General features: G+C 71.7%; 18 protein-coding genes and 1 pseudogene. 5 read left to right on the plus strand and 14 right to left on the minus strand.

Going from position 1 to position 18,731, the window contains the following annotated elements; all coding sequences use genetic code 11:
• Positions 1-9: 9 nt before the first annotated feature.
• Together KWI83_RS17680 and KWI83_RS17685 are read right to left on the minus strand one after the other, a co-directional pair.
• Positions 10-603: a sugar kinase gene (locus tag KWI83_RS17680; RefSeq protein ID WP_218515322.1), complete on the minus strand. Its 594-nt coding sequence runs from the start codon at positions 601-603 to the stop codon at positions 10-12.
• Entirely contained in the window at positions 600-1,781 is a 1,182-nt protein-coding gene (locus KWI83_RS17685; RefSeq protein ID WP_218515323.1) for an ROK family glucokinase, read from the minus strand. Before KWI83_RS17685 ends, KWI83_RS17680 begins: the two co-directional genes overlap by 4 nt.
• A gap of 323 nt (positions 1,782-2,104) precedes the next feature.
• Between KWI83_RS17685 and KWI83_RS17690 the strand changes: the two are divergent.
• A pseudogene (locus KWI83_RS17690) lies at positions 2,105-3,377 on the plus strand (NF041680 family putative transposase); the annotation flags it as partial.
• A gap of 8 nt (positions 3,378-3,385) precedes the next feature.
• On the opposite strand, the gene KWI83_RS17695 reads toward KWI83_RS17690, so the two are convergent.
• From KWI83_RS17695 to KWI83_RS17710, 4 genes are all read right to left on the minus strand, one after another.
• Positions 3,386-4,177, minus strand: a complete 792-nt coding sequence (locus KWI83_RS17695; RefSeq protein ID WP_218515324.1) for an ATP-binding cassette domain-containing protein — start codon at positions 4,175-4,177, stop codon at positions 3,386-3,388.
• The gene (locus KWI83_RS17700; protein ID WP_218515325.1) at positions 4,174-5,202 is read right to left on the minus strand and encodes an ABC transporter permease; all 1,029 of its coding nucleotides are present in this window, start codon (positions 5,200-5,202) and stop codon (positions 4,174-4,176) included. The genes KWI83_RS17695 and KWI83_RS17700 overlap by 4 nt, the downstream gene beginning before the upstream one ends.
• Positions 5,199-6,170 (minus strand): sugar ABC transporter substrate-binding protein, encoded by a 972-nt coding sequence (locus KWI83_RS17705; RefSeq protein WP_308122100.1) that lies wholly within the window; start codon positions 6,168-6,170, stop codon positions 5,199-5,201. The genes KWI83_RS17700 and KWI83_RS17705 overlap by 4 nt, the downstream gene beginning before the upstream one ends.
• Positions 6,171-6,404: 234 nt before the next feature.
• Complete coding sequence (locus tag KWI83_RS17710; RefSeq protein ID WP_218515464.1) at positions 6,405-7,142, minus strand: GntR family transcriptional regulator; 738 nt, start codon at positions 7,140-7,142, stop codon at positions 6,405-6,407.
• A 130-nt stretch (positions 7,143-7,272) separates the two neighbouring features.
• Here KWI83_RS17710 and KWI83_RS17715 point away from each other — a divergent pair, with 130 nt between their 5' ends.
• Positions 7,273-8,295 carry a Gfo/Idh/MocA family oxidoreductase gene (locus KWI83_RS17715; protein WP_218515327.1) on the plus strand — a complete coding sequence of 341 codons (1,023 nt, stop codon included), beginning with the start codon at positions 7,273-7,275 and terminating at the stop codon, positions 8,293-8,295.
• 769 nt (positions 8,296-9,064) lie between these two features.
• Here KWI83_RS17715 and KWI83_RS17720 read toward each other — a convergent pair.
• From KWI83_RS17720 to KWI83_RS17735, 4 genes are all read right to left on the minus strand, one after another.
• On the minus strand, positions 9,065-9,736 hold the full coding sequence (locus KWI83_RS17720; protein WP_218515465.1) for a response regulator transcription factor: 672 nt from the start codon (positions 9,734-9,736) through the stop codon (positions 9,065-9,067).
• A gap of 60 nt (positions 9,737-9,796) precedes the next feature.
• Complete coding sequence (locus KWI83_RS17725; protein ID WP_218515328.1) at positions 9,797-9,985, minus strand: hypothetical protein; 189 nt, start codon at positions 9,983-9,985, stop codon at positions 9,797-9,799.
• 182 nt (positions 9,986-10,167) lie between these two features.
• A complete protein-coding gene (locus KWI83_RS17730; RefSeq protein WP_218515329.1) occupies positions 10,168-10,362 on the minus strand; it encodes a hypothetical protein in 195 nt (64 codons plus the stop codon).
• A 48-nt stretch (positions 10,363-10,410) separates the two neighbouring features.
• Positions 10,411-11,679 carry a sensor histidine kinase gene (locus KWI83_RS17735; RefSeq protein ID WP_218515330.1) on the minus strand — a complete coding sequence of 423 codons (1,269 nt, stop codon included), beginning with the start codon at positions 11,677-11,679 and terminating at the stop codon, positions 10,411-10,413.
• Positions 11,680-11,850: 171 nt separating this feature from the next.
• Between KWI83_RS17735 and KWI83_RS17740 the strand changes: the two genes are divergently transcribed.
• Entirely contained in the window at positions 11,851-12,051 is a 201-nt protein-coding gene (locus KWI83_RS17740) for a hypothetical protein (protein WP_218515331.1), read from the plus strand.
• Between the two features lie 179 nt (positions 12,052-12,230).
• Here KWI83_RS17740 and KWI83_RS17745 read toward each other — a convergent pair whose 3' ends face one another.
• Together KWI83_RS17745 and KWI83_RS17750 are read right to left on the minus strand one after the other, a co-directional pair.
• Complete coding sequence (locus KWI83_RS17745) at positions 12,231-12,857, minus strand: dihydrofolate reductase family protein (protein ID WP_218515332.1); 627 nt, start codon at positions 12,855-12,857, stop codon at positions 12,231-12,233.
• 100 nt (positions 12,858-12,957) lie between these two features.
• The gene (locus KWI83_RS17750; protein ID WP_218515333.1) at positions 12,958-13,752 is read right to left on the minus strand and encodes an AIM24 family protein; all 795 of its coding nucleotides are present in this window, start codon (positions 13,750-13,752) and stop codon (positions 12,958-12,960) included.
• A 100-nt stretch (positions 13,753-13,852) separates the two neighbouring features.
• Between KWI83_RS17750 and KWI83_RS17755 the strand changes: the two genes are divergently transcribed.
• Positions 13,853-14,620 carry an SDR family oxidoreductase gene (locus KWI83_RS17755; RefSeq protein ID WP_218515334.1) on the plus strand — a complete coding sequence of 256 codons (768 nt, stop codon included), beginning with the start codon at positions 13,853-13,855 and terminating at the stop codon, positions 14,618-14,620.
• A 451-nt stretch (positions 14,621-15,071) separates the two neighbouring features.
• Here KWI83_RS17755 and alc read toward each other — a convergent pair whose 3' ends face one another.
• A complete protein-coding gene (gene alc / locus KWI83_RS17760; RefSeq protein ID WP_218515335.1) occupies positions 15,072-16,196 on the minus strand; it encodes an allantoicase in 1,125 nt (374 codons plus the stop codon).
• Between the two features lie 32 nt (positions 16,197-16,228).
• Positions 16,229-17,563 (minus strand): allantoinase AllB, encoded by a 1,335-nt coding sequence (allB, locus tag KWI83_RS17765; RefSeq protein ID WP_218515336.1) that lies wholly within the window; start codon positions 17,561-17,563, stop codon positions 16,229-16,231.
• A 283-nt stretch (positions 17,564-17,846) separates the two neighbouring features.
• On the opposite strand from allB, the gene KWI83_RS17770 reads away from it, so the two are divergent.
• Positions 17,847-18,635: an IclR family transcriptional regulator gene (locus KWI83_RS17770; protein WP_218515337.1), complete on the plus strand. Its 789-nt coding sequence runs from the start codon at positions 17,847-17,849 to the stop codon at positions 18,633-18,635.
• Positions 18,636-18,731 lie beyond the last annotated feature (96 nt).

An 18,731-nucleotide genomic window follows, 5' to 3' on the forward strand; every position in this document is an offset into this window, starting at 1 on the left:
CCGGACCGGTCAGGGAACCAGGCGGGAGACGACGTACACCATCGGATACTTCGGGCTGCCCGTGTTCACCACGATGTCCTGCGTCGGCCTGGGGTTCCTCTGCTCGTGGACGAGGCCCCAGTTGGCGCCGGGCCGGGCGCCGGGGCCCGAGAACCTCCAGCCCGTGACGTTCCGGTCGCGCGAGCTGATGGTGATGTCGCCCTTCGTCAGCTCGCTGCGGCTGACGCCCACCTGCTTGAGGAAGCGGTCCAGCCCGGCGTGCGTGGTCTGGAACTGCACGTACAGCCTGCTGGTCTTCCAGTTGTTCGTCTCGTACCAGGCGACCTTGCTGGACGGACGCGGTATCGGCACCTGGTACAGCCGCCGCTGCACCTTCGAGGGCCAGCCCTCGGTCAGCCCCCGTGCGGAGTACTTCTGCTCCTTGTCCTTGCCGCTGTTGCGGCTCTGGTTGGCGGAGATCACCAGGTATCCGGCGGGGATCCCGATGAGCAGCACGATGATCAGCAGGGTGAGCGCCCTGCGGCGGATCACATGGCGGCGGTCCTCGGCCGGCATCTGCGGCTCGTCCGCCGGAGCGGCCTGGGGCGGCAGCGTACCCGTCACAGCGACTCCTGGCTGCGGCGGGCCTCCGCGTACCGCTCGTAGCGTTCGTACCGCTCCACCCTGCGCCGTTTGGCGCGCCGGAAGCGGCGGGCGACCAGCCGGGCGAGGTCGGCGGCTCCGACCATGCCGGCCTCGGGGCCGAGCTGGGCGCGCACGATGCGGGCCTCGGGGCGGTAGCCACGGCCGGTGAGGTGCCGCCTGAAGGCGTCCCGCGCGGGACCGATGAGCAGGTCGTCGGCGGCCGAGACGCCGCCGCCGATCACGAAGCAGGACGGGTCGAGGGCGGCGGCCAGGTTGGCGATGCCGACGCCGAGCCACTGGCCGATGTCCTGGAGCAGTTCGATGCACATCGCGTCGCCCTCGCGGGCCAGCTCGGTGATCATCGGGCCGGTGATGTCGCCGATGCTGCCCTTGACGTGCTCGATGATGCCGTACGCCACCGGGGAGTCGGCCGCGGCCAGCTCGCGCGCTTCCCTGACCAGCGCGTTGCCGGAGCTGTACTGCTCCCAGCAGCCGCGGTTGCCGCACGGGCAGCGGTGGCCGCCGGGCACGACCTGCATATGGCCGAACTCTCCGGCCACGCCGTACTTGCCGCGCTTGACCTGGCCGTCCTCCAGGATCGCGCCGCCGATGCCGGTACCGAGTGTGATCATGACGAGGTGGTCCTCGCCGCGGCCGGCGCCGAACCGCCACTCGGCCCAGGCGGCCGTGTTGGCGTCGTTGTCGACCAGGACCGGCACGGCGAGGCGGCCCGCGATGCGGTCGCGCAGCGGCTCGTTGCGCCAGGACAGGTGCGGGGCGAACAGGACGCGGTTGCGGTCGGCGTCGACCCAGCCGGCCGCGCCGATGCCGACCGCGTGCACGTCGTGCCGGTCGGACAGGTCCAGGACCAGTTCGACGATGGTGTCCTCGACGACCTTGGGGCTCTTGGACTTGTCCGGGGTCTCCGTGCGGAGCATCTCCAGGATGTTGCCGTCGGCGTCCACGACGCCCGCCATCACCTTGGTGCCGCCGATGTCGATGCCGACGGTGGGCACGCGGGGCGCGGTCAGGTGGGAACGGCGCTCCCTGGTGCCGACGGTGCGCAGCGCTGTCGCGCGCCTGGAGCCGATGGGGGCGCCGGTCACGCGGGTGTTGCTCAGTGACCTCGGGAAGGCTAGGTCGCGGTAGGTGCTCATCACCGGCGATTCTGCCTCACCGTGCCTCGGGGTGCGGCAAGGGGATCGTGGGGGGCTGCGGATCGTCTGCCGGGTGCGGGTTCGATGTGGCTGGTCGCGCCCACGCGGCGGAGCCGCATATTGACACAGCCCTGCGCCGCTGGCTTGATCTTTAAGCTCAGGCGTCGAACGTTGTCTCGTACTTGATCACTCAGAGTGGTGACTGCCATACGTGCAGGCGGCCTTCGGCTGATCATGTGCTCCGACCAAGGAACGCACATGCCCAGCACGAAGGCCGTGGGGATGAGTTTGTTGCATCATGCTGTCCGGCAGGAGCCGTTTGCGGACACGGCGGGCTGTATGACGCCCTGGCCGCGGGCCGAATGGATATCGCCCGGCTGCGGCGTGCGCTGGCCGCAGTGCCCCTGCCTCGGGCGGCGGATGGGCGGCTTGTGCTGGCCGCCGACATCACCTGCTGGTTGCGCCCCGACGCACACACCTCGCCACAGCGGATCCTGTGCCACACCTACGGCCGTGGCAAGGACCAGCACATTCCCGTCCCCGGCCGGCCGTACTCGGTGATCTGCGCGCTGGAGACGGGCCGCAGTTCATGGGCCGCGCCGCTGGACGCGCTGCGTCTGGCGCCGGGCGACGATGCCGCCACGGTCACCGCCCGGCAGGTGCGCGAGCTGGTCGAGCGGCTGATCGAGGCCGGGCAGTGGCGCCCTGGTGATCCGGACGTGCTGGTCGTGGTGGATGCCGGATACGACGTGCCCCGCCTGGCTTTCCTGCTGGCGGATCTGCCGGTGCAGGTGCTGGGCCGGATGCGCTCGGACCGTGGCCTGCGCCGGGCGGCGCCGCCCCGCGAGCCGGGCACTCGTGGTCGTCCGCCCCGCCACGGCGGCGAGTTCGTCTTCGGCGACCCCGCCACCTGGAACACTCCCGCCGCGGCGACCGTGACCGAGACCCGTCTGTATGGCACCGCCACCGCCCGGGCCTGGGACCGGCTCCACCCGAGGCTGACCCACCGCTCTGCATGGGTCCGCCAGCTGGGCACCCTGCCGGTCATCGAGGGCACCGTAATCCGTCTGCAGGTCGACCGCCTGCCCAGCGGCGCCATCCCGAAGCCGGTATGGCTGTGGTGGTCGGGCACCGACGCCACCGCGACCCAGGTCGACCTGCTCTGGCAGGTGTTCCTGCGACGTTTCGACATCGAGCACACGTTCCGGCTGTTCAAGCAGACCCTGGGCTGGACCAGCCCCGAAGATCCGCACCCCCGAGGCGGCCGACCGCTGGACCTGGCTGATCCTCGCCGTCTACACCCAGCTGCGGCTGGCTCGTCCGCCGGCAGCCGACCTGCGCCGACCGTGGGAGAAGCCCACCCCACCGAACAAGCTCACCCCCGCCCGTGTCCGCCGCGATTTCCGGCACCTCCGCCCGAAGACCGCCTGCCCAGCCGGAGCACCGAAAAGCTCCCGCCCCGGCCCAGGACGGCCACCCGGCCGCAAGAACACCCGGCCCACCCCACGCCACGACGTGCACACAGTACGCAAAACAGACACCGCGAAACCCGGCAAGAAGAAGTCAACGACCCCACGACCCCGCCGCACAGGTTAAAGATCAAGCTAGGTGCGCTGCAGTTCGTGGCGCAGGTCGTCCAGGTCGTTTCCGCCTGCCATCTGCCGTGTCAGCTCGTCCAGGGTGATCGAGTCCCTGGTGTGGCTTCCTGCCATCGAACCGCGCTTCAGGAGCACGAAGCGGTCGCCCACCAGGTACGCGTGATGCGGGTTGTGGGTGATCAAGACAACACCCAGGCCCTGGTCCCGTGCCGCCGCCACATACTTCAGGACGACTCCGGACTGCTTCACGCCGAGCGCCGCCGTCGGTTCGTCCAGGACGAGGACCTTGGCGCCGAAGTGGACGGCCCGTGCGATCGCCACGCACTGGCGCTCGCCACCGGAGAGGGTGCCGATGGGCTGGTCGACGTCGCGCAGGTCGATGCCCATGCGCAGCAGTTCGGAGTGGGTGGTGCGGCGCATGAAGTCGACGTCCATGCGCTTGAAGGGACCGACGCCCTTGCGGGGCTCGGAGCCGAGGAAGAAGTTGCGCCAGACCGGCATCAGTGGAACGACGGCCAGGTCCTGGTAGACGGTGGCGATTCCGCGGTCCAGGGCCTCGCGGGGGGAGCCGAGGCGGGTCTCCTCGCCGTCGAGGCGCAGGGTGCCGCCGTCGTGCTGGTGCAGTCCGGCGATGATCTTGATCAGGGTCGACTTGCCGGCGCCGTTGTCGCCCAGCACGCAGGTGATCTCCCCCGCGTGCACCTGAAGGGAGACGCCTTCGAGGGCGCGGACATGGCCGTAGTGCTTGCTGACGTCGGACAGCTCCACGCGTGCCGTACGTCCCGCCGCTTGCGTCACTTGTTTGCCTCCGCGCGCTTGCGGACCCAGGCGTTGAGCAGGGTCGCGAGGAGCAGCATCGCTCCGAGGAAGAATGTGAACCAGTCGGGGTTCCACTCGGCGAAGACGATGCCCTTGCTGGTCACGCCGAAGAGGAACGCGCCGACCGCCGAACCGACCGCGCTGCCGTGGCCGCCGGTGATCAGGCAGCCGCCGATGACGGCGGCGATGATGTAGATCAGCTCGTTGCCGACGCCCTCGCCGGACTGGACGACGTCGTAGCTGAAGAGCAGGTGCTGGCCGGAGATCCAGGCGCCGAACGCCACCCCCATGTAGAGGCCGACCTTGGTTCTGGTGACCGGGACGCCGACCGCGCGGGCCGCGTCCTGGTTGCCGCCGACCGCGAAGATCCAGTTGCCGGCGCGGGTGCGCAGCAGGATCCAGCTGGCGAGGGCCACCAGGGCGAACCACCACAGGATGGTGATCTTGAAGTCGACGCCGCCGAGGGTGAGCGTGGCGGCGAAGACGTCGTGCGCGGTGGGGAAGCCCTCCATGTCGGCGATGGTCTTGCTGGAGACCGTGCCGGAGATCAGCTTGGTGAAGCCGAGGTTCATGCCGGTCAGCATCAGGAAGGTGCCGAGCGTGATGATGAAGCTCGGCAGCTTGGTGCGGGTGAGCATGAAGCCGTTGAAGGCGCCGAGGGCGAGGGTGGCGAGCAGGGAGACGCCGACGCCGACCCAGACGTTGGCCGTCATCTGGTAGCTGAACATCGACGAGATCAACGCGGACGACGTCACCATGACGCCCGCGGACAGGTCGAACTCGCCGCCGATCATCAGCAGCGCGACGGGGACCGCCATGATGCCGATCGTCGAGGACGCGTACAGGACCGTGCTCAGGCTCGACGCCTTCAGGAAGCTGTCGGCGGCCAGGGCGAAGACGAGGAAGACGGCGGCGGCGCCGACGACCGAGCCCAGCTCCGGGCGGCTGAGCAGCTTCCGCAGCGGAGAGCTGTGCAGAATCCTTTCGTCAGTGATCGCGGTCATCGGGTGCCCCGCTCGGTGTACGCGGCCAGCGCGCCCGCCTGGTCCTTGGTGATGATCTGCGGGCCGGTGAGCACCGGCCCGCCGCCGCCGAGAACGTCGGCGTTGTACTTGTACAGCCACAGCAGGTCGACCGCCTCGTAGCCCTGGAGGTAGGGCTGCTGGTCGACGGCGAAGCCGAGGGTGCCGTCCCTCAGCCCGGCGGCCACCTTGGCGTTCAGGTCGAAGGTGTCGATCTCGGCGTCGCTGCCCGCGCTCTGCTTGGCCTTGACGGCGGTGTCGGCGTACGGGGCGCCGAGGGTGACGACGGCGTCGACCGAGCTGTCGGACTGGAGCCTGGCCTCGATGGCGGACTGCACGTCGGGCATGCTGGTGCCGGTGACGTAGAGGTTCTGCACGGTGCCGTCGAAGGTCTCCTTCAGGCCCGCGCAGCGCTGCTCGTGGCCGACGTTGCCCTGCTCGTGCAGGATGCACAGCGCCTTGTTCCTGCCGCGCTTGTTCAGCTCCTCGCCGACCGCCTGACCGGCGACGGTCTCGTCCTGGCCGATGTGGGTGAGCGCGCCGAACTCCTTGGACTCGGCGGAGCCCGAGTTCACGGTGATCACCGGGATGCCCGCCTTGACCGCGCGGGCGACGGCCGCCTTCAGCGCGTCCGGCTTGGCGAGGGTGACGATGATGCCGTCGACCTTCTTGTCGACGGCCGCGTCCACCAGCTGCGCCTGTTGTTGTGCCTCGTCGTCGTGCGAGTACAGGAAGTTGATGTTGTCCTTGACGGCGGCCTGCTCGGCGCCGCTCTGGACGATGTCCCAGAAGGTGTCGCCGTCACCCGAGTGGGTGATCATGGCGAAGGTCCAGCGGGGCGTGTTCACCGCCGCCTTCCCCTGCGCGGCCGCGGCCTTGCGGGCGTCCTCGGCGCGTTTGCCGCCGGTGCTGCTGCACCCCGCGAGGGACGCACACAGCGCCCCTGCCACCGCGATGCCTACCCAGGTCCGAAACCCGGTCCGAAACCGTGCCACGAGGCCGTGCCCTTCTTGCTGTGTTCTCCGGTACGCAAGGGGCCGGTCATCCCACCGACCCCAAACGCCCCAGTATCGAACACAGGGATCCTGCGGGCCGCGACCGGGGATCGCGACTCGGTCGCATTGTCCGGACATTGCGACGAATCCCCCGGCGGGCCAGGGCGGCTGTCAGGGCCGTCAGGGCCGTCAGGGCCGTACGAGCAGCTGGAACTCGAAGGAGTAACGCGTCGGGCGGTACGTATGCGTGCCGTACTCGACGGCGCGGCCGGTGTCGTCGAACGTCGTGCGCTGCATCGTCAGCAGCGGGGCGCCCTCGCTCTCGCCGAGCCGCTCGGCCTCGGGGGCGGTGGCGGCCCGGGCGCCGATGGACTGGCGGGCGCTGTGCAGGGTGATCCCGGCGGCGCGCATCAGCCGGTACAGGCCGGTGGCCTCCAGCTGTTCGGTGTCCAGTTCGATCAGACCGGTGGGCAGGAAGTTGCACAGGTACGCCATCGGCTCGCCGTGCGCCAGCCGCAGCCGTTCGACGCGGTGTACGTCGCCGCCCTCGGCCACCGCGAGCGCCGCCGCCACCTCGGCGGACGCCGGGACGACGGTGTTGACCAGGACCTTCGTGGCCGGACGCTGCCCGGCGGCCTCGAGGTCGTCGTAGAGGCTGCTCAGTTCCAGCGGGCGCTTGACCTGGCTGTGCACGACCTGGGTGCCGACGCCCCGGCGGCGGACCAGCAGGCCCTTGTCGACCAGCGACTGGATGGCCTGGCGGACCGTGGGGCGGGACAGGCCGAGCCGGGCGGCGAGCTCGATCTCGTTGCCCAGCAGGCTACCGGGCGTGAGCGTGCCGTGCTCGATGGCGGCCTCCAGCTGCTGGGACAGCTGGAAGTACAACGGCACGGGTGAGCTCCGGTCCACGCTGAGGTCGAGTTGCACGGTCGGGTCCACGTCTGGTTTCGGCACGGGCCTGAGCGTAGCTCTGTGACGGGTTGACGGGAAGTCGTGAAGTCCGATTGTCCGGACATAAGCATTGACAGTACGGTGAGTCGAGCCCCACTTTGTTCTCATGCGCATCGGGGTCATCGGTACGGGCCGCATCGGCACCATTCATGCGAACACGCTCAGCCGTCACCGTGACGTGGGCTCCCTGATCCTCACGGACGCCGACCCCGCGCGGGCGCAGGAGCTGGCGCACCGGCTCGGGGAGACGGTCGCGCCGGGCGTGGACGAGATCTTCCGGTGGGGCGTGGACGCGGTGGTGATCACGACGGCGACCGCGGCGCACGCCGATCTGATCGGCCGGGCAGCACGCTCGGGGCTGCCGGTGTTCTGCGAGAAGCCGATCGCGCTCGACCTGCCCGGCTCGCTGCACGCGATCGAGGAGGTGGAGGCGGCCGGAACGATCCTGCAGATGGGCTTTCAGCGCCGCTTCGACGCGGGCCACACGGGCGCCCGCGAGGCGGTCCGCTCCGGGCGGCTCGGCCGGCTGCACACCGTGCGCGCGATGACCTCCGACCAGGCGCCGCCGCCGGTGGCGTATCTGCCGCTGTCCGGCGGGCTGTACCGGGACACGCTGATCCACGACTTCGACGTGCTGCGCTGGGTGACCGGGCACGAGGTGACGGAGGTGTACGCCGTCGGGTCCGACGCCGGTCCCGCGATGTTCCGCGAGGCCGGGGACGTCGACACCGCGGCCGTGGTGCTCACCCTCGACGACGGCACCCTGGCGACGGCCACCGCGACGCGGCTGAACGGCGCGGGCTACGACGTGCGCATGGAACTGGCCGGGGAGCTGGACCAGGTCGTGGTCGGGCTGGACGACCGTACGCCGATCGCCTCCACCGAGCCGACCGGGCCACCGGCCGCCAGCAAGCCCTGGACCACCTTCCTGGAGCGGTTCGGGCCCGCCTACGAGGCCGAACTGAACGCCTTTGTCGAGGTGGTGCGCGGTGAGCGGGCCAACCCGTGCGACGGGCGCGAGGCGTTGCAGGCGCTGCGGATCGCCGAGGCCTGCGAACTGTCCCGCCGGGAGCACAGACCCGTCCGGCTGGCGGAGGTCCCGGGCGGGGCGGAGCCGGTGCTGCGGTAAGAGCGGGGCGGGCCCGTGCTGCGGTAGGGGCGGGCGGGCGGGGGGCCGGGGCCGTGTTGGAAGCGGGCCAGGCGAACCAGAGCCCGCGCCGCGATAAGGGGTCGGGGACGTCTGGCTGCTGTGCGCTGCCAGGGCGGCGGGCCGCCGGGGGCTGGTGGCGCGGCGGGCGAGTGGCGAGCCGGGATGACGGCCATCACCCGCAGCATGTCGAACATGTCCGCCGCCGGGATCTCCCTCGGCATCCCCACGCCGCAGGGGAGCCCATGGGCGGCCGCCGTGCCCTACCACCGCTGCGGGCGAGCGGCGAGCCGCGACCGCCCACCAGCCGCTGCCCCTACCACCGCGGCGAGCCGCGACCGCCCCACCGGCCGCCGTGCCCTACCAGCGCACCGGCCAGCTGGGCAGACCGCGCATCAGCATGCACGAGGGGTATGGGCCGGGCGGGCCGTCCAGGGCCACACCCGGAACGCGCTCCAGCAGGGTCCGCACCGGTGTGGATCTGTCAGGAAACCACGCCCAGCTCATCCCCCAGGTCGATCACTTCCGCCATGTCGCTCCCCCTCCCGTCACCACGACAACGGACGGCGCCTCCGCCTGGTTCCAGGCGATGTGCTCCTGCAGGACGGCCGAGCGCACGCAGGAGTTCTGCGCTGGTGGCATGGAACAGCTGGGTGATGACGGTCCAGCTCGCCCGTGAGGCGGTCCCCCCGCTCAGAGCGGCACGCGGTCCCGTGGGGCCGCGACACCGGCCTGATCCAAACAGCAGACCTTAGTGCCCGTCTCCCTCCAGGAGCCCCGCGTCGTACGCCAGCAGCGCGATCTGGACGCGGTTGTTGAGGTCGAGCTTGGCGAGGATGCGCGAGACGTGGGTCTTGACGGTGGCCACGCTCATGAACAGCCCCGTCGCGATCTCGGCGTTGGCCAGGCCCCGGCCGACCGCGACGGCGACCTCGCGTTCGCGCTCGTTGAGGGCGGCGATGCGCTCCCGCGCGCGGGCACGCCGGGTGTCGGCGGCGGTGCCGACCGCGTGCTCCATCAGCTGGCGGGTGACGGTGGGCGACAGCACCGGGTCGCCGGCGGCGACCCGGCGCACGGCGTCGACGATCTCGGCGGGCGGGGTGTCCTTGAGGACGAATCCGGCGGCGCCCGCGCGCAGCGCCCGCAGCACCTGTTCGTCGGCGTGGAAGGTGGTCAGGACCACGACCTGCGGGGCGTCCGGGCGGGCGCGCAGCCGCTCGGTGGCGGTGAGGCCGTCGACCGTCGGCATCCGGATGTCCATCAGGACGACGTCCGGGCGCGCACGGTCGACGAGCGCCTCCACCTCGCCGCCGTCCGCGGCCTCCCCGACGATCCGGATGTCGTCGGCGCCGCCCATCATGAAGGACAGCCCGGCCCGCACCAGGGGGTCGTCGTCGACGAGAAGCACTCTGATCGCAGTCACCGCAGTCATGGCCCTCACGTAATCACGGTCGTGCCGACCGTCGGCACGGTCCTGCGAGGATCAGGCCCGCAGCCGTACTCCGTACCGGTCGCACAGTCGGCCGGTCTCCCACGGGCCACCGCGGTGCGAGGCAGGACCGCCGAGCAGGGTGAGGACCTGGATCGGCGGCGGACCGGGCGGTATCCCGCCCGCGGCCAGGGTGAGGGTCGCGAACTCCCACACCAGGACGGCGGTGAGCAGGGCGTGCACATCGGCGGCGTTGAAGCCGCCGCGGATCGCGGGCCGGTGGCGAAGCGCAGGACGAACGGCAGCCAGACCGTCGCAGGGCGAGCGCCAACGTCACCACCGCGCCGTACCAGGGTTCCAGCGTGGCCGTCGTCTCCCGGTCGGGCAGGGTGATGCACGCCAGGCACAGCGGCACCGCCGTCACCTCACCGACGTACCACAGGGCCGCACCCGGCCGCGCACACCCGCGACCGCATCTCGGCTCTGGCCGCCGCCAACGCCACCCGGAACGCAGGGTGATCACCACGGGGGGCGCTCACCAGCAGCAGCGGCCGGGTGACGGCCAGCCGCAGCAGGTACCGCTGCTGGACCTCGCCGAAGTCCTCCGGTGTGCCGTGCACTGCTCAACTGCCGTTCCCCGGCAGCGGGATGGGAGGATACGTGATCGCTCAGGGGCGGGGCGCACCCCACGGCAGCCAGGCCCGCACCTCGAAGCCGCCGTCCGGCCGCGCCCCGTGCTCCAGCCGTCCCCCGGCGAGCGACGCGCGCTCGGTGAGGCCGATCAGGCCCTGCCCGGAGCCGGGGACGTGCGGGACGTCACCCTCGGGGGCGGGGTTGCGCACGCTGAGGGTGAGGCCGTCGCCCGGCGCGCCGGTCACCGACACCGTGACCTCGGCGCCGGGGGCGTGCTTGCGGGCGTTGGTCAGGCCCTCCTGGGCGATGCGGTACGCGGTGCGGCCGACCGAGGCGGGGACGGCGGCCGGGTCGGTGACCCGCACGTCGAGGGTGACCTTGGTACCGGCCTCGCGGGACTCGGCCACCAGCGCGTCCAGGGCGGCGAGCGTCGGCTGGGGGCGGCCCGCGTCATCGGGCTCGCCCGCCCGCAGGACGCCGATGATCTCCCGCAGGTCCTGCAAGGCCTCGTGCGCGCTCTCCCGGATGACACCGGCGGCCCGCGCGACCTCCTCGCGGGGCGCGTCCGGCCGGAACTCCAGCGCGCCGGCGTGCACGCTCAGCAGGGTCAGCCGGTGGGCCAGCACGTCGTGCATCTCCCGCGCGATCGCCTCACGCGCGAGCCGCTGCGCCTGCTCGGCGCGCAGATGCGCCTCCGTCTCAGCGCGCCGGGCGCGGTCGCGCAGGCTGAACATCAGCTGCCGTTTGGACCGTACGAGCATGCCCCAGCCGATGACGCAGACGCTGAGCAGCACGGTGAACGCCACGGCCACCGGATACGGCAGGTCGGGTTCCGGACGCAGCCAGAAGAACAGCGGGATCACGGCGATGGAGATGCCGCCGATCCAGGCCACGTACCGGAACGGCCGGTGCACCGCGAGGGTGAAGAAGGCGACCAGGCCGGCGCCGCCCGCGGTGGCGGAGACGAGGTTGGCCGGAAGCATCGCGATCGCCAGCCCGACCGGCCAGCGGCGGCGCAGCCACACCGCGGCGCAGGACAGCGCGCCGAGCCACTGGTCGACGACCAGGAGGGCGCGCGGAGTGTTCTCCGGGGTCATGGAGTCCGCGGCCAGCAGGCCGACGACGCCGGCCAGGAAGAAGCAGGAGAAGTCGACGAGCCAGTCGCGCGCGGTGCGCCGGGGCCGTCGGCCGGGCCGTCCGGCGTCCGGGTCGAGCGCGTGGACCAGGGCGGACGGGAACAGCCACCGGCGCCCCTCGAACGCCGGCGCCACCGGTGCCGTCCTGTCGTCTGTCACGGTCGGCAAATCTACGCAGGGCCGGACCGTGCCACCTCCCCGCGCGCGGGATCGCCGACCAAAGTCGCCGCACCGGCTACTTTCGGCGCGGTCGCGGGGCGGAGATCACCGACTTCGGTAGGCCGGGCCTCGCCCCGCGGCCGATGCGGGTGGGAGGTCCGCGGGGCGAGGGTCGTGCCCATGAAGCAGTTGCTGGAGTTCCTCGGAGTGATCGCCCTGGTGCAGGGCGTCATGGGCCTGGTGCACGAGTTCACCGACTGGCACATCGGCCTCGTTCAGCGGGTCGGTTTCCTCGACGGACACGGGATCTACGCGAGCGTCGCCCTCGTCGTGCTGGCGTTCGCGCTGTTCGCCGCCGCCGAGAGCCGCCGGCCCGGCTGACCCGGAAGGCGTGCGGGCCCCTGCCTGCTCCTGCTGTACGCCTGCGACGGCAGGTCGCCGTAGCAGATGCTGCCGACCGCCGTGGTGGCGGCGCCCGCGGGGGCGGCGGAGCCGGAGTTCGCCGTCAAGGCCTGTGAGTTTTCAGGGAGTTGACGCAGTGAGCCTGACGGCGTGAATCCCTACGCGTTCTCGGGCAGCTCGAACGAGCCGTACTCGGGGCGCCCGGCCAAGTCGTACGTCTGGATGGACACGCCCGTCGAGGTGATCCGGCCGCCGGTGTGCCGGAAGGCGGTCGGGACGGTGCCCTCGGTGAACAGGCGGCGGCCGGCGCCGAGCACGACCGGGAAGGTCAGCAGGTGCACGGTGTCGACGAGGCCGAGGTCGAGCAGGGACTGGGCGAGCGCGCCGCTGCCGTGCACCTGGAGCTCGCCGTCGGTGTTCTCCTTCAGGGCGGTGACCTCCTTGGCGAGGTCACCGCTGATGACGGTGGTGCCGGCCCACTCGGGGTCGGTGAGGGAGGCGGAGGCGACGTACTTCGGCATGGTGTTCAGCCGGGAGGCGACCGGGTCGTCGGCGTCGGTCACCTTCGGCCAGTACGAGGCGAAGATCTCGTACGTACGGCGGCCGAGGAGGAACGCGCCGACGCGCTGGAAGACCTCGTCGACGAACCGTCCGAAGTCGTCGTCGGCGTACGGAACGGTCCAGCCGCCCTGCTCGAAGCCGTCGCGGGTGTCCTCCTGGGGGCCGCCCGGGGCCTGGTAGACGCCGTCGAGGGTGACGAAGCTGGTGAGGACGAGCTTGCCCATGGGGGTGCCTTCTTCCTGGGAGATCCGTAGGGAGTGGGGTCTGCTTTCATCAGGTCAGACCCCATCGGCACCCGCGACTCATCGGTGGCCCGCGCGAAACTCAGCCGCCGTGCGTCGAGAACAGTCCTCCCGTGGGGCCCTGCTTGTCGCCGCCCTGGGCCTTCTTCAGCGCGTTCGCCAGGCCCTCGATGGTCATCGACTGCAGGATGACGCTGCCGTTGCCCTCCAGCGTGGCCAGGGACAGGCCCTCGCCGCCGAACACGGCGTTCATCAGGCCCTGGCGGTTGAGGCCGCCGACGCGCTGGACGCCGTACTCGATGCCCTCCTCGAAGGCCACCACGCAGCCGGTGTCGACCTCGATGCGGCCGCCGAAGTCGGCCGGGTTGAGGTCGATGAAGTTGCCGGCGCCCGCGATGATCACCGTGCCGCGCCCGGTGAACTTCTCCAGGATGAAGCCCTCGCCGCCCTTCATGCCGGTCCGCCCGCCCTCGAAGGCGATGCCGAACTCGACGGTGGACTCGGCGGCCACGAAGGCGTCCTTCTCCGCGAACCACGCGCGCGTGCCGTCGAGTTCCAGGGCGCGCATCTCACCGGGCAGTACGCCCGCGAAGCCGACGGTGCCCTCGTCGCCCTGCGCGGTGAAGTACTGGAACGCCAGGGACTCGCCCGCCAGCGCCCGCTGGCCGACCTGCGTGGCGGTGCCCATGGCCTGGCGCAGCAGGCCGCCCATGCCCGCCGCCGCGGCGCCCGATGGGCCGGACAGGCGGGTCTCCATGGTCACGTTCGCGGTCTTGAACAGGAACTTTCCCGCCTCGCAGTACACGGTCTGGCCCGGTCGCAGGGTGACGACCGCCATCTGCATGGCGTTGCCGACGATCTCTTGCTGAAGAGTCACGTGGGGTGAACGCGGGAGGTGAAGCCAGGAGTTCCGGGCGCGCCACCTCGGTGTCCGTTCGCCGCCAGCGGTTTCGTGGGGCCGCCGGTGGAATGGGCGTATGACTTCTCAGGCGACGCATGATCCAACTTCTCGGACAATCCTCGAAGGCAAGGTGGCCCTGGTGACCGGCGGTAGCCGCGGGATCGGTGCGGCGACGGCGGTGCGGCTGGCGCGGGAGGGCGCCGACGTGGCTCTGACGTACGTGAACGGCAAGGAGGCGGCAGCGGACGTCGTACGAGCCGTCGAGGCGCTGGGGCGCCGGGCGGTGGCCCTGCGGGCGGACTTCGCGGACGCGGCCGAGGCGGCGGGGGCCGTGGAGCGTGCGGCGGAGGCGCTCGGTGGGCTCGACGTGCTGGTGAACAACGCGGGCGTCGGGGTGCTGGGGCCGTTGGAGGGCCTGTCGCTCGCCGACGTGGACCGGGTTCTCGCGGTGAACGTCCGGGGCGTCTTCCTGGCCTCGCAGGCGGCGGCCTCGCGGATGACGGAGGGCGGCCGGATCATCACCGTCGGGTCGTGTATGACCCAGCGGGTGCCGGGGCCCGGCGGGACGCTCTACGCGACCAGCAAGGCGGCGCTGATCGGGCTGACCAAGGCGCTGGCCAGGGAGCTGGGCGGGCAGGGGATCACGGCGAACATCGTCCACCCCGGGCCGACCGACACGGACATGAACCCGGCCGACGGACCGCACGCGGCCGGTCAGGCGGCGATGACCGCGCTGGGGCGGTTCGGGACGGCGGAGGAGGTGGCGTCGATGGTCGCCTACCTCGCGGGCGCCTCGTACGTCACCGGCGCCGAGTTCTCGGTCGACGGCGGACACGCGGCGTGAGCCACGCGGCGCGCACCGGCGCCGCCCAGCCCGGGTCCGAGGAGGTAGTCAGCGCCCAGCTCATGCCCGCCTCACAGGCGCCCCGCCGATCACCGACGCCCAGTTCACCGTCAGACGGCGGACACGCGGCGTGAGCCACGCGGGGCGCACCTACGCTGCCCGGGCCAGCACGCCCCGCAAACCGAACAGCGCCCGCGGTTCCGGGCGGACGCCAGCCCGGCCGGTTCCGGGCGGACGTCAACCGCCTCCTTCCGAATGGGGCGTCAGCCGCCCGGCTCCGGCGAGGGCGTCAGCCGCCCCACCCCGGACGAGACGTCAGCCACCCCACTCCGGACAGGACAACAACCACCCAGCCCCGGACAGGACAACAGCCACAGCCATCCAGCCCCGGACGGGACAACAGCCATCCAGCCCCGGACGGGACGACAGCCGCCCCACCCCGGACGAGACGTCAGCCACCCAACTCCTGGTGCCGCGCTGCCAGGCGCGTCGTGCCCTCCTCCGTCAGGGAGCCGAACAGGCGCAGGCGGGAGATGCCGCCGTCCGGGAAGATGTCCACGCGCGCGTGCGTGCCGACGGCGGGGGCCGGGAGCACGAAACGGTGGTTGGTGTCGGGCTGGAGGCGGGTGCGGGGCAGCACCTCGGTCCACTCGCCGTCCTCGCCACCTTCGCCGTCCCGCACCGACACCGACGCCCAGCCCGCGCTGTTGCCCTTCAGATACGCGGTGTCGATCTCGATCGCGCGGATCTGCGACTGGGCCACCAGCCGGTAGCGGATCCAGTCGTGGCCCTGGTCGCGGCGGCGGCGGGTCTCCCAGCCGTCGTCCATCTTGCGGGAGCGGCCCGGCTGGATGGTGTTGGTGGCCGGGGAGTAGAAGCGGTCGGAGGCGTCCTCGACCTGGCCGCCGTTCTCCAGGGCGACCACGTCGAAGGTGCCCAGCACCGACAGCCACTCGGGGTCCGGGACCACCTCGCCGTACACGCGCAGGCGCGCGATGCCGCCGTCGGGGTGCTGGTTGACCCGCAGGTGTGTGAAGCGCTGCTCGGCCGAGACGCCGAAACCGTTCGCCGCGTGGCCGCCGACCGGTGTGCGCGGGACCAGCGTCGTCCACTTCACGTCGTCGGCCAGCAGTGCCTCGGGGGACGGGGAGCCGGGGACCGACGCGCCCTCGACGGACACGGACTGCGGGTAGTTGCCGCGGAAGTGCGCGGTGTCGACCACGATCCCGCGGATCACGCCCGGCGCGCCGAGGCGGATCAGCGCCCAGTCGTGGTCCTCGGCGGTCGGCCAGGGGTGCTCGGCGGACGCGCCCCGGCGGCGCCGCGTCTCCCAGCCGTCCATGATCTTGCCCTTGTGCCCGAAGTGCTCGGGGTCGAACTCGGCGCGCTCGGGCACCAGCAGGTTCTCGCGCTCGGCGAAGAACTCGTCGTTGGCGGCGATGACACCGGCGCCCAGGCGGCGGTCGGCGAGGTTGGCGTACTGGGTGAAGGGGAAGTCGGCGGTGCGGTAGTCCGCGTACGGGTCGCCGCCTCCGTAGGGGCTCGCGTCGCCGGTGAAGCTGGGTATCGCCGTCACGGTGATCAGGTCTGCCTTTCAGACGTCGGGATTCAGGGGGTGCGGGTGAGCAGTCGCCCCTTCGGGTCGGTGAACTCGCCGTCCGCCACGATGCGCTGGCCGCGCAGCCAGGTGGACTTCACGACGCCGCTGAGCGTGCGCCCGGCGTACGCCGTGACGCGGTTGCGGTGCTGCAGGGCGGCCGGGTCCACGGTGAAGGTCTCGTCGGGCGCGAGGACGGCGAAGTCGGCGTCCCGGCCCGCCTCGATGGCGCCCTTCTGGCCAAGCCCCACGAGCTCGGCCGTCCGCGTGGACATCCAGCGGACGACGTCCTCCAGGGTGTGGCCGCGCTTGCGGGCCTCGGTCCAGACGGCCGGCAGGCTCAGCTGGAGGCCGGAGATGCCGCCCCAGGCGGTGGCGAAGTCGTTCGTCTTCAGGTCGACGGTCGACGGGGAGTGGTCGGTGACCACGCAGTCGATGGTGCCGTCGGCCAGCGCCTGCCACAGCAGGTCCTGGTTGGCGGCCTCGCGGATGGGCGGGCAGCACTTGAACTCGCTGGCGCCGTCGGGGACTTCCTCGGCGGTCAGGGTGAGGTAGTGCGGGCACGTCTCGACGGTGAGGCGCACGCCCTCCGCGCGGGCCGCGGCGATCAGCGGCAGCGCGTCGCTGGAGGACAGGTGCAGCACGTGCACGCGCGCGTGGAGGCGTTTCGCCTGGGCGATCAGGTGGGCGATCGCGGTGTCCTCGGCGTCGCGCGGGCGGCTGGCGAGGAAGTGGGCGTACCTGGGGCCGCCCTGCTGCGGGGCGGCGGCGAGGTGGTGCGGGTCCTCGGCGTGCACGATCAGCAGGCCGCCGAACGCGGCGATCTCGGCCATCGACTGGGCGAGCTGGTCCTGGTCGAGATGCGGGAACTCCTCCACGCCGGACGGCGACAGGAACGCCTTGAAGCCGAAGACCCCGGCGTCGTGCAGCGGGCGCAGGTCCTTGACGTTGTCGGGGAGCGCGCCGCCCCAGAAGCCGACGTCGATGTGCGCCTTCGCCCGGGCCACGTCCTGCTTGGTGCGGAGGTGGTCGACCGTCGTGGTCGGCGGGAGGGAGTTGAGCGGCATGTCGACGAGGGTGGTGATGCCACCGGCCGCCGCGGCGCGCGTGGCGGTCCAGAAGCCCTCCCACTCGGTGCGGCCGGGGTCGTTGACGTGCACGTGGGTGTCGACCAGGCCGGGCAGCAGGACGTCGTCGCCGAAGTCCTCCACCCGGGCGGCCTCGACCGGGGCGTCGTACGGCAGGACGGCGGTGATCCTCCCGTCGGCGACCGCGACGGACGCAGGGCGCGTCCCCTCGGGCGTGATGACGCGCGTCGAGCGCAGCACCAGTTCAGCGTCGGACACCCGGACCCCTCTCCTCGCCGCCGTCCCGGCCCCGTGACATCCGGGAAACGGGATTTACTTCCACGTAACGGAATTCAACGTTCTGTTGAAGGAGTCTTCACTCCCCGCCCGCACACCGTCAAGGGGCACACTTCTTCACAGTGCACCCACGACGCCCACTCTGGACATTTCCACAAAGCGGAATTACAATTCCAGCAAGCAGAACGTAGCTACGCACAAGCGGGGAGTCAACCGGCCGCCGGGTAGGCTTCTGCCCTCCTGTCAGCCTCGAAAGGAACGCGCCGTGCCGACGTCCAGCGCCACCACCGACGCCGCCAAGTCCACCAACGGCGGCGTCCAGTCCCTTGAGCGCGCCTTCGACCTGCTGGAGCGGATGGCGGACGCGGGCGGCGAGGTCGGCCTGAGCGAGCTCTCCGCGAGCAGCGGGCTGCCGCTGCCGACCATCCACCGGCTGATGCGCACCCTGGTCGCGTGCGGGTACGTCCGCCAGCAGCCCAACCGGCGCTACGCGCTCGGCCCCCGCCTGATCCGGCTCGGCGAGTCCGCCTCCCGCCTCCTCGGCACCTGGGCCCGCCCCTACCTCGCCCGGCTGGTCGAGGAGACCGGCGAGACGGCCAACATGGCGCTGCTCGACGGGGACGAAATCGTTTACGTCGCCCAGGTGCCGTCCAAGCACTCGATGCGCATGTTCACCGAGGTGGGCCGGCGTGTCCTGCCGCACTCCACGGGCGTGGGCAAGGCGCTGCTCGCCGGTTTCCCGGACGAGGAGGTGCGCTCCCTGCTGGCCCGCACCGGCATGCCCGCCGCGACGGAGAAGACGATCACCACGCCGGAGGGCTTCCTCGCGGCGCTGGACGACGTCCGCCGGCTCGGGTACGCCGTCGACGACAACGAGCAGGAGATCGGCGTCCGGTGCCTTGCGGTGTCGGTGCCCGACTCCCCCACCGCCGCCGCCATCTCCATCTCGGGCCCGGCGGGCCGGGTGACGGAGGCGGCGACGGACCGGATCGTGCCGGTGCTCCAGCAGGTGGCGACGGAGCTGTCGGAGGTACTGGCCAGCTCGGGCGCCTGACTGTCATGGGGGGCTTCGGCTGATGGATCCCCTGAGGGGCTTCAGCCGACCGGGCCCCCTGAGGGCCGCTGACTTGGCCCCACCCGAGCGCCGCCG

The sequence above is a fragment of the Streptomyces sp. TRM70350 genome, assembly GCF_019219825.1.
GTDB lineage: Bacteria > Actinomycetota > Actinomycetes > Streptomycetales > Streptomycetaceae > Streptomyces.

What these genes read in the sequence shown, in the direction of transcription:
- KWI83_RS17740 (WP_218515331.1), top strand. Translation starts at nt 11,851, where the DNA reads ATGAAGCAGTTGCTGGAGTTCCTCGGAGTGATCGCCCTGGTGCAGGGC.
- KWI83_RS17700 (WP_218515325.1), bottom strand. Translation starts at nt 5,202, where the DNA reads ATGACCGCGATCACTGACGAAAGGATTCTGCACAGCTCTCCGCTGCGG.
- KWI83_RS17715 (WP_218515327.1), top strand. Translation starts at nt 7,273, where the DNA reads ATGCGCATCGGGGTCATCGGTACGGGCCGCATCGGCACCATTCATGCG.
- KWI83_RS17745 (WP_218515332.1), bottom strand. Translation starts at nt 12,857, where the DNA reads ATGGGCAAGCTCGTCCTCACCAGCTTCGTCACCCTCGACGGCGTCTAC.
- KWI83_RS17685 (WP_218515323.1), bottom strand. Translation starts at nt 1,781, where the DNA reads ATGAGCACCTACCGCGACCTAGCCTTCCCGAGGTCACTGAGCAACACC.
- KWI83_RS17755 (WP_218515334.1), top strand. Translation starts at nt 13,853, where the DNA reads ATGACTTCTCAGGCGACGCATGATCCAACTTCTCGGACAATCCTCGAA.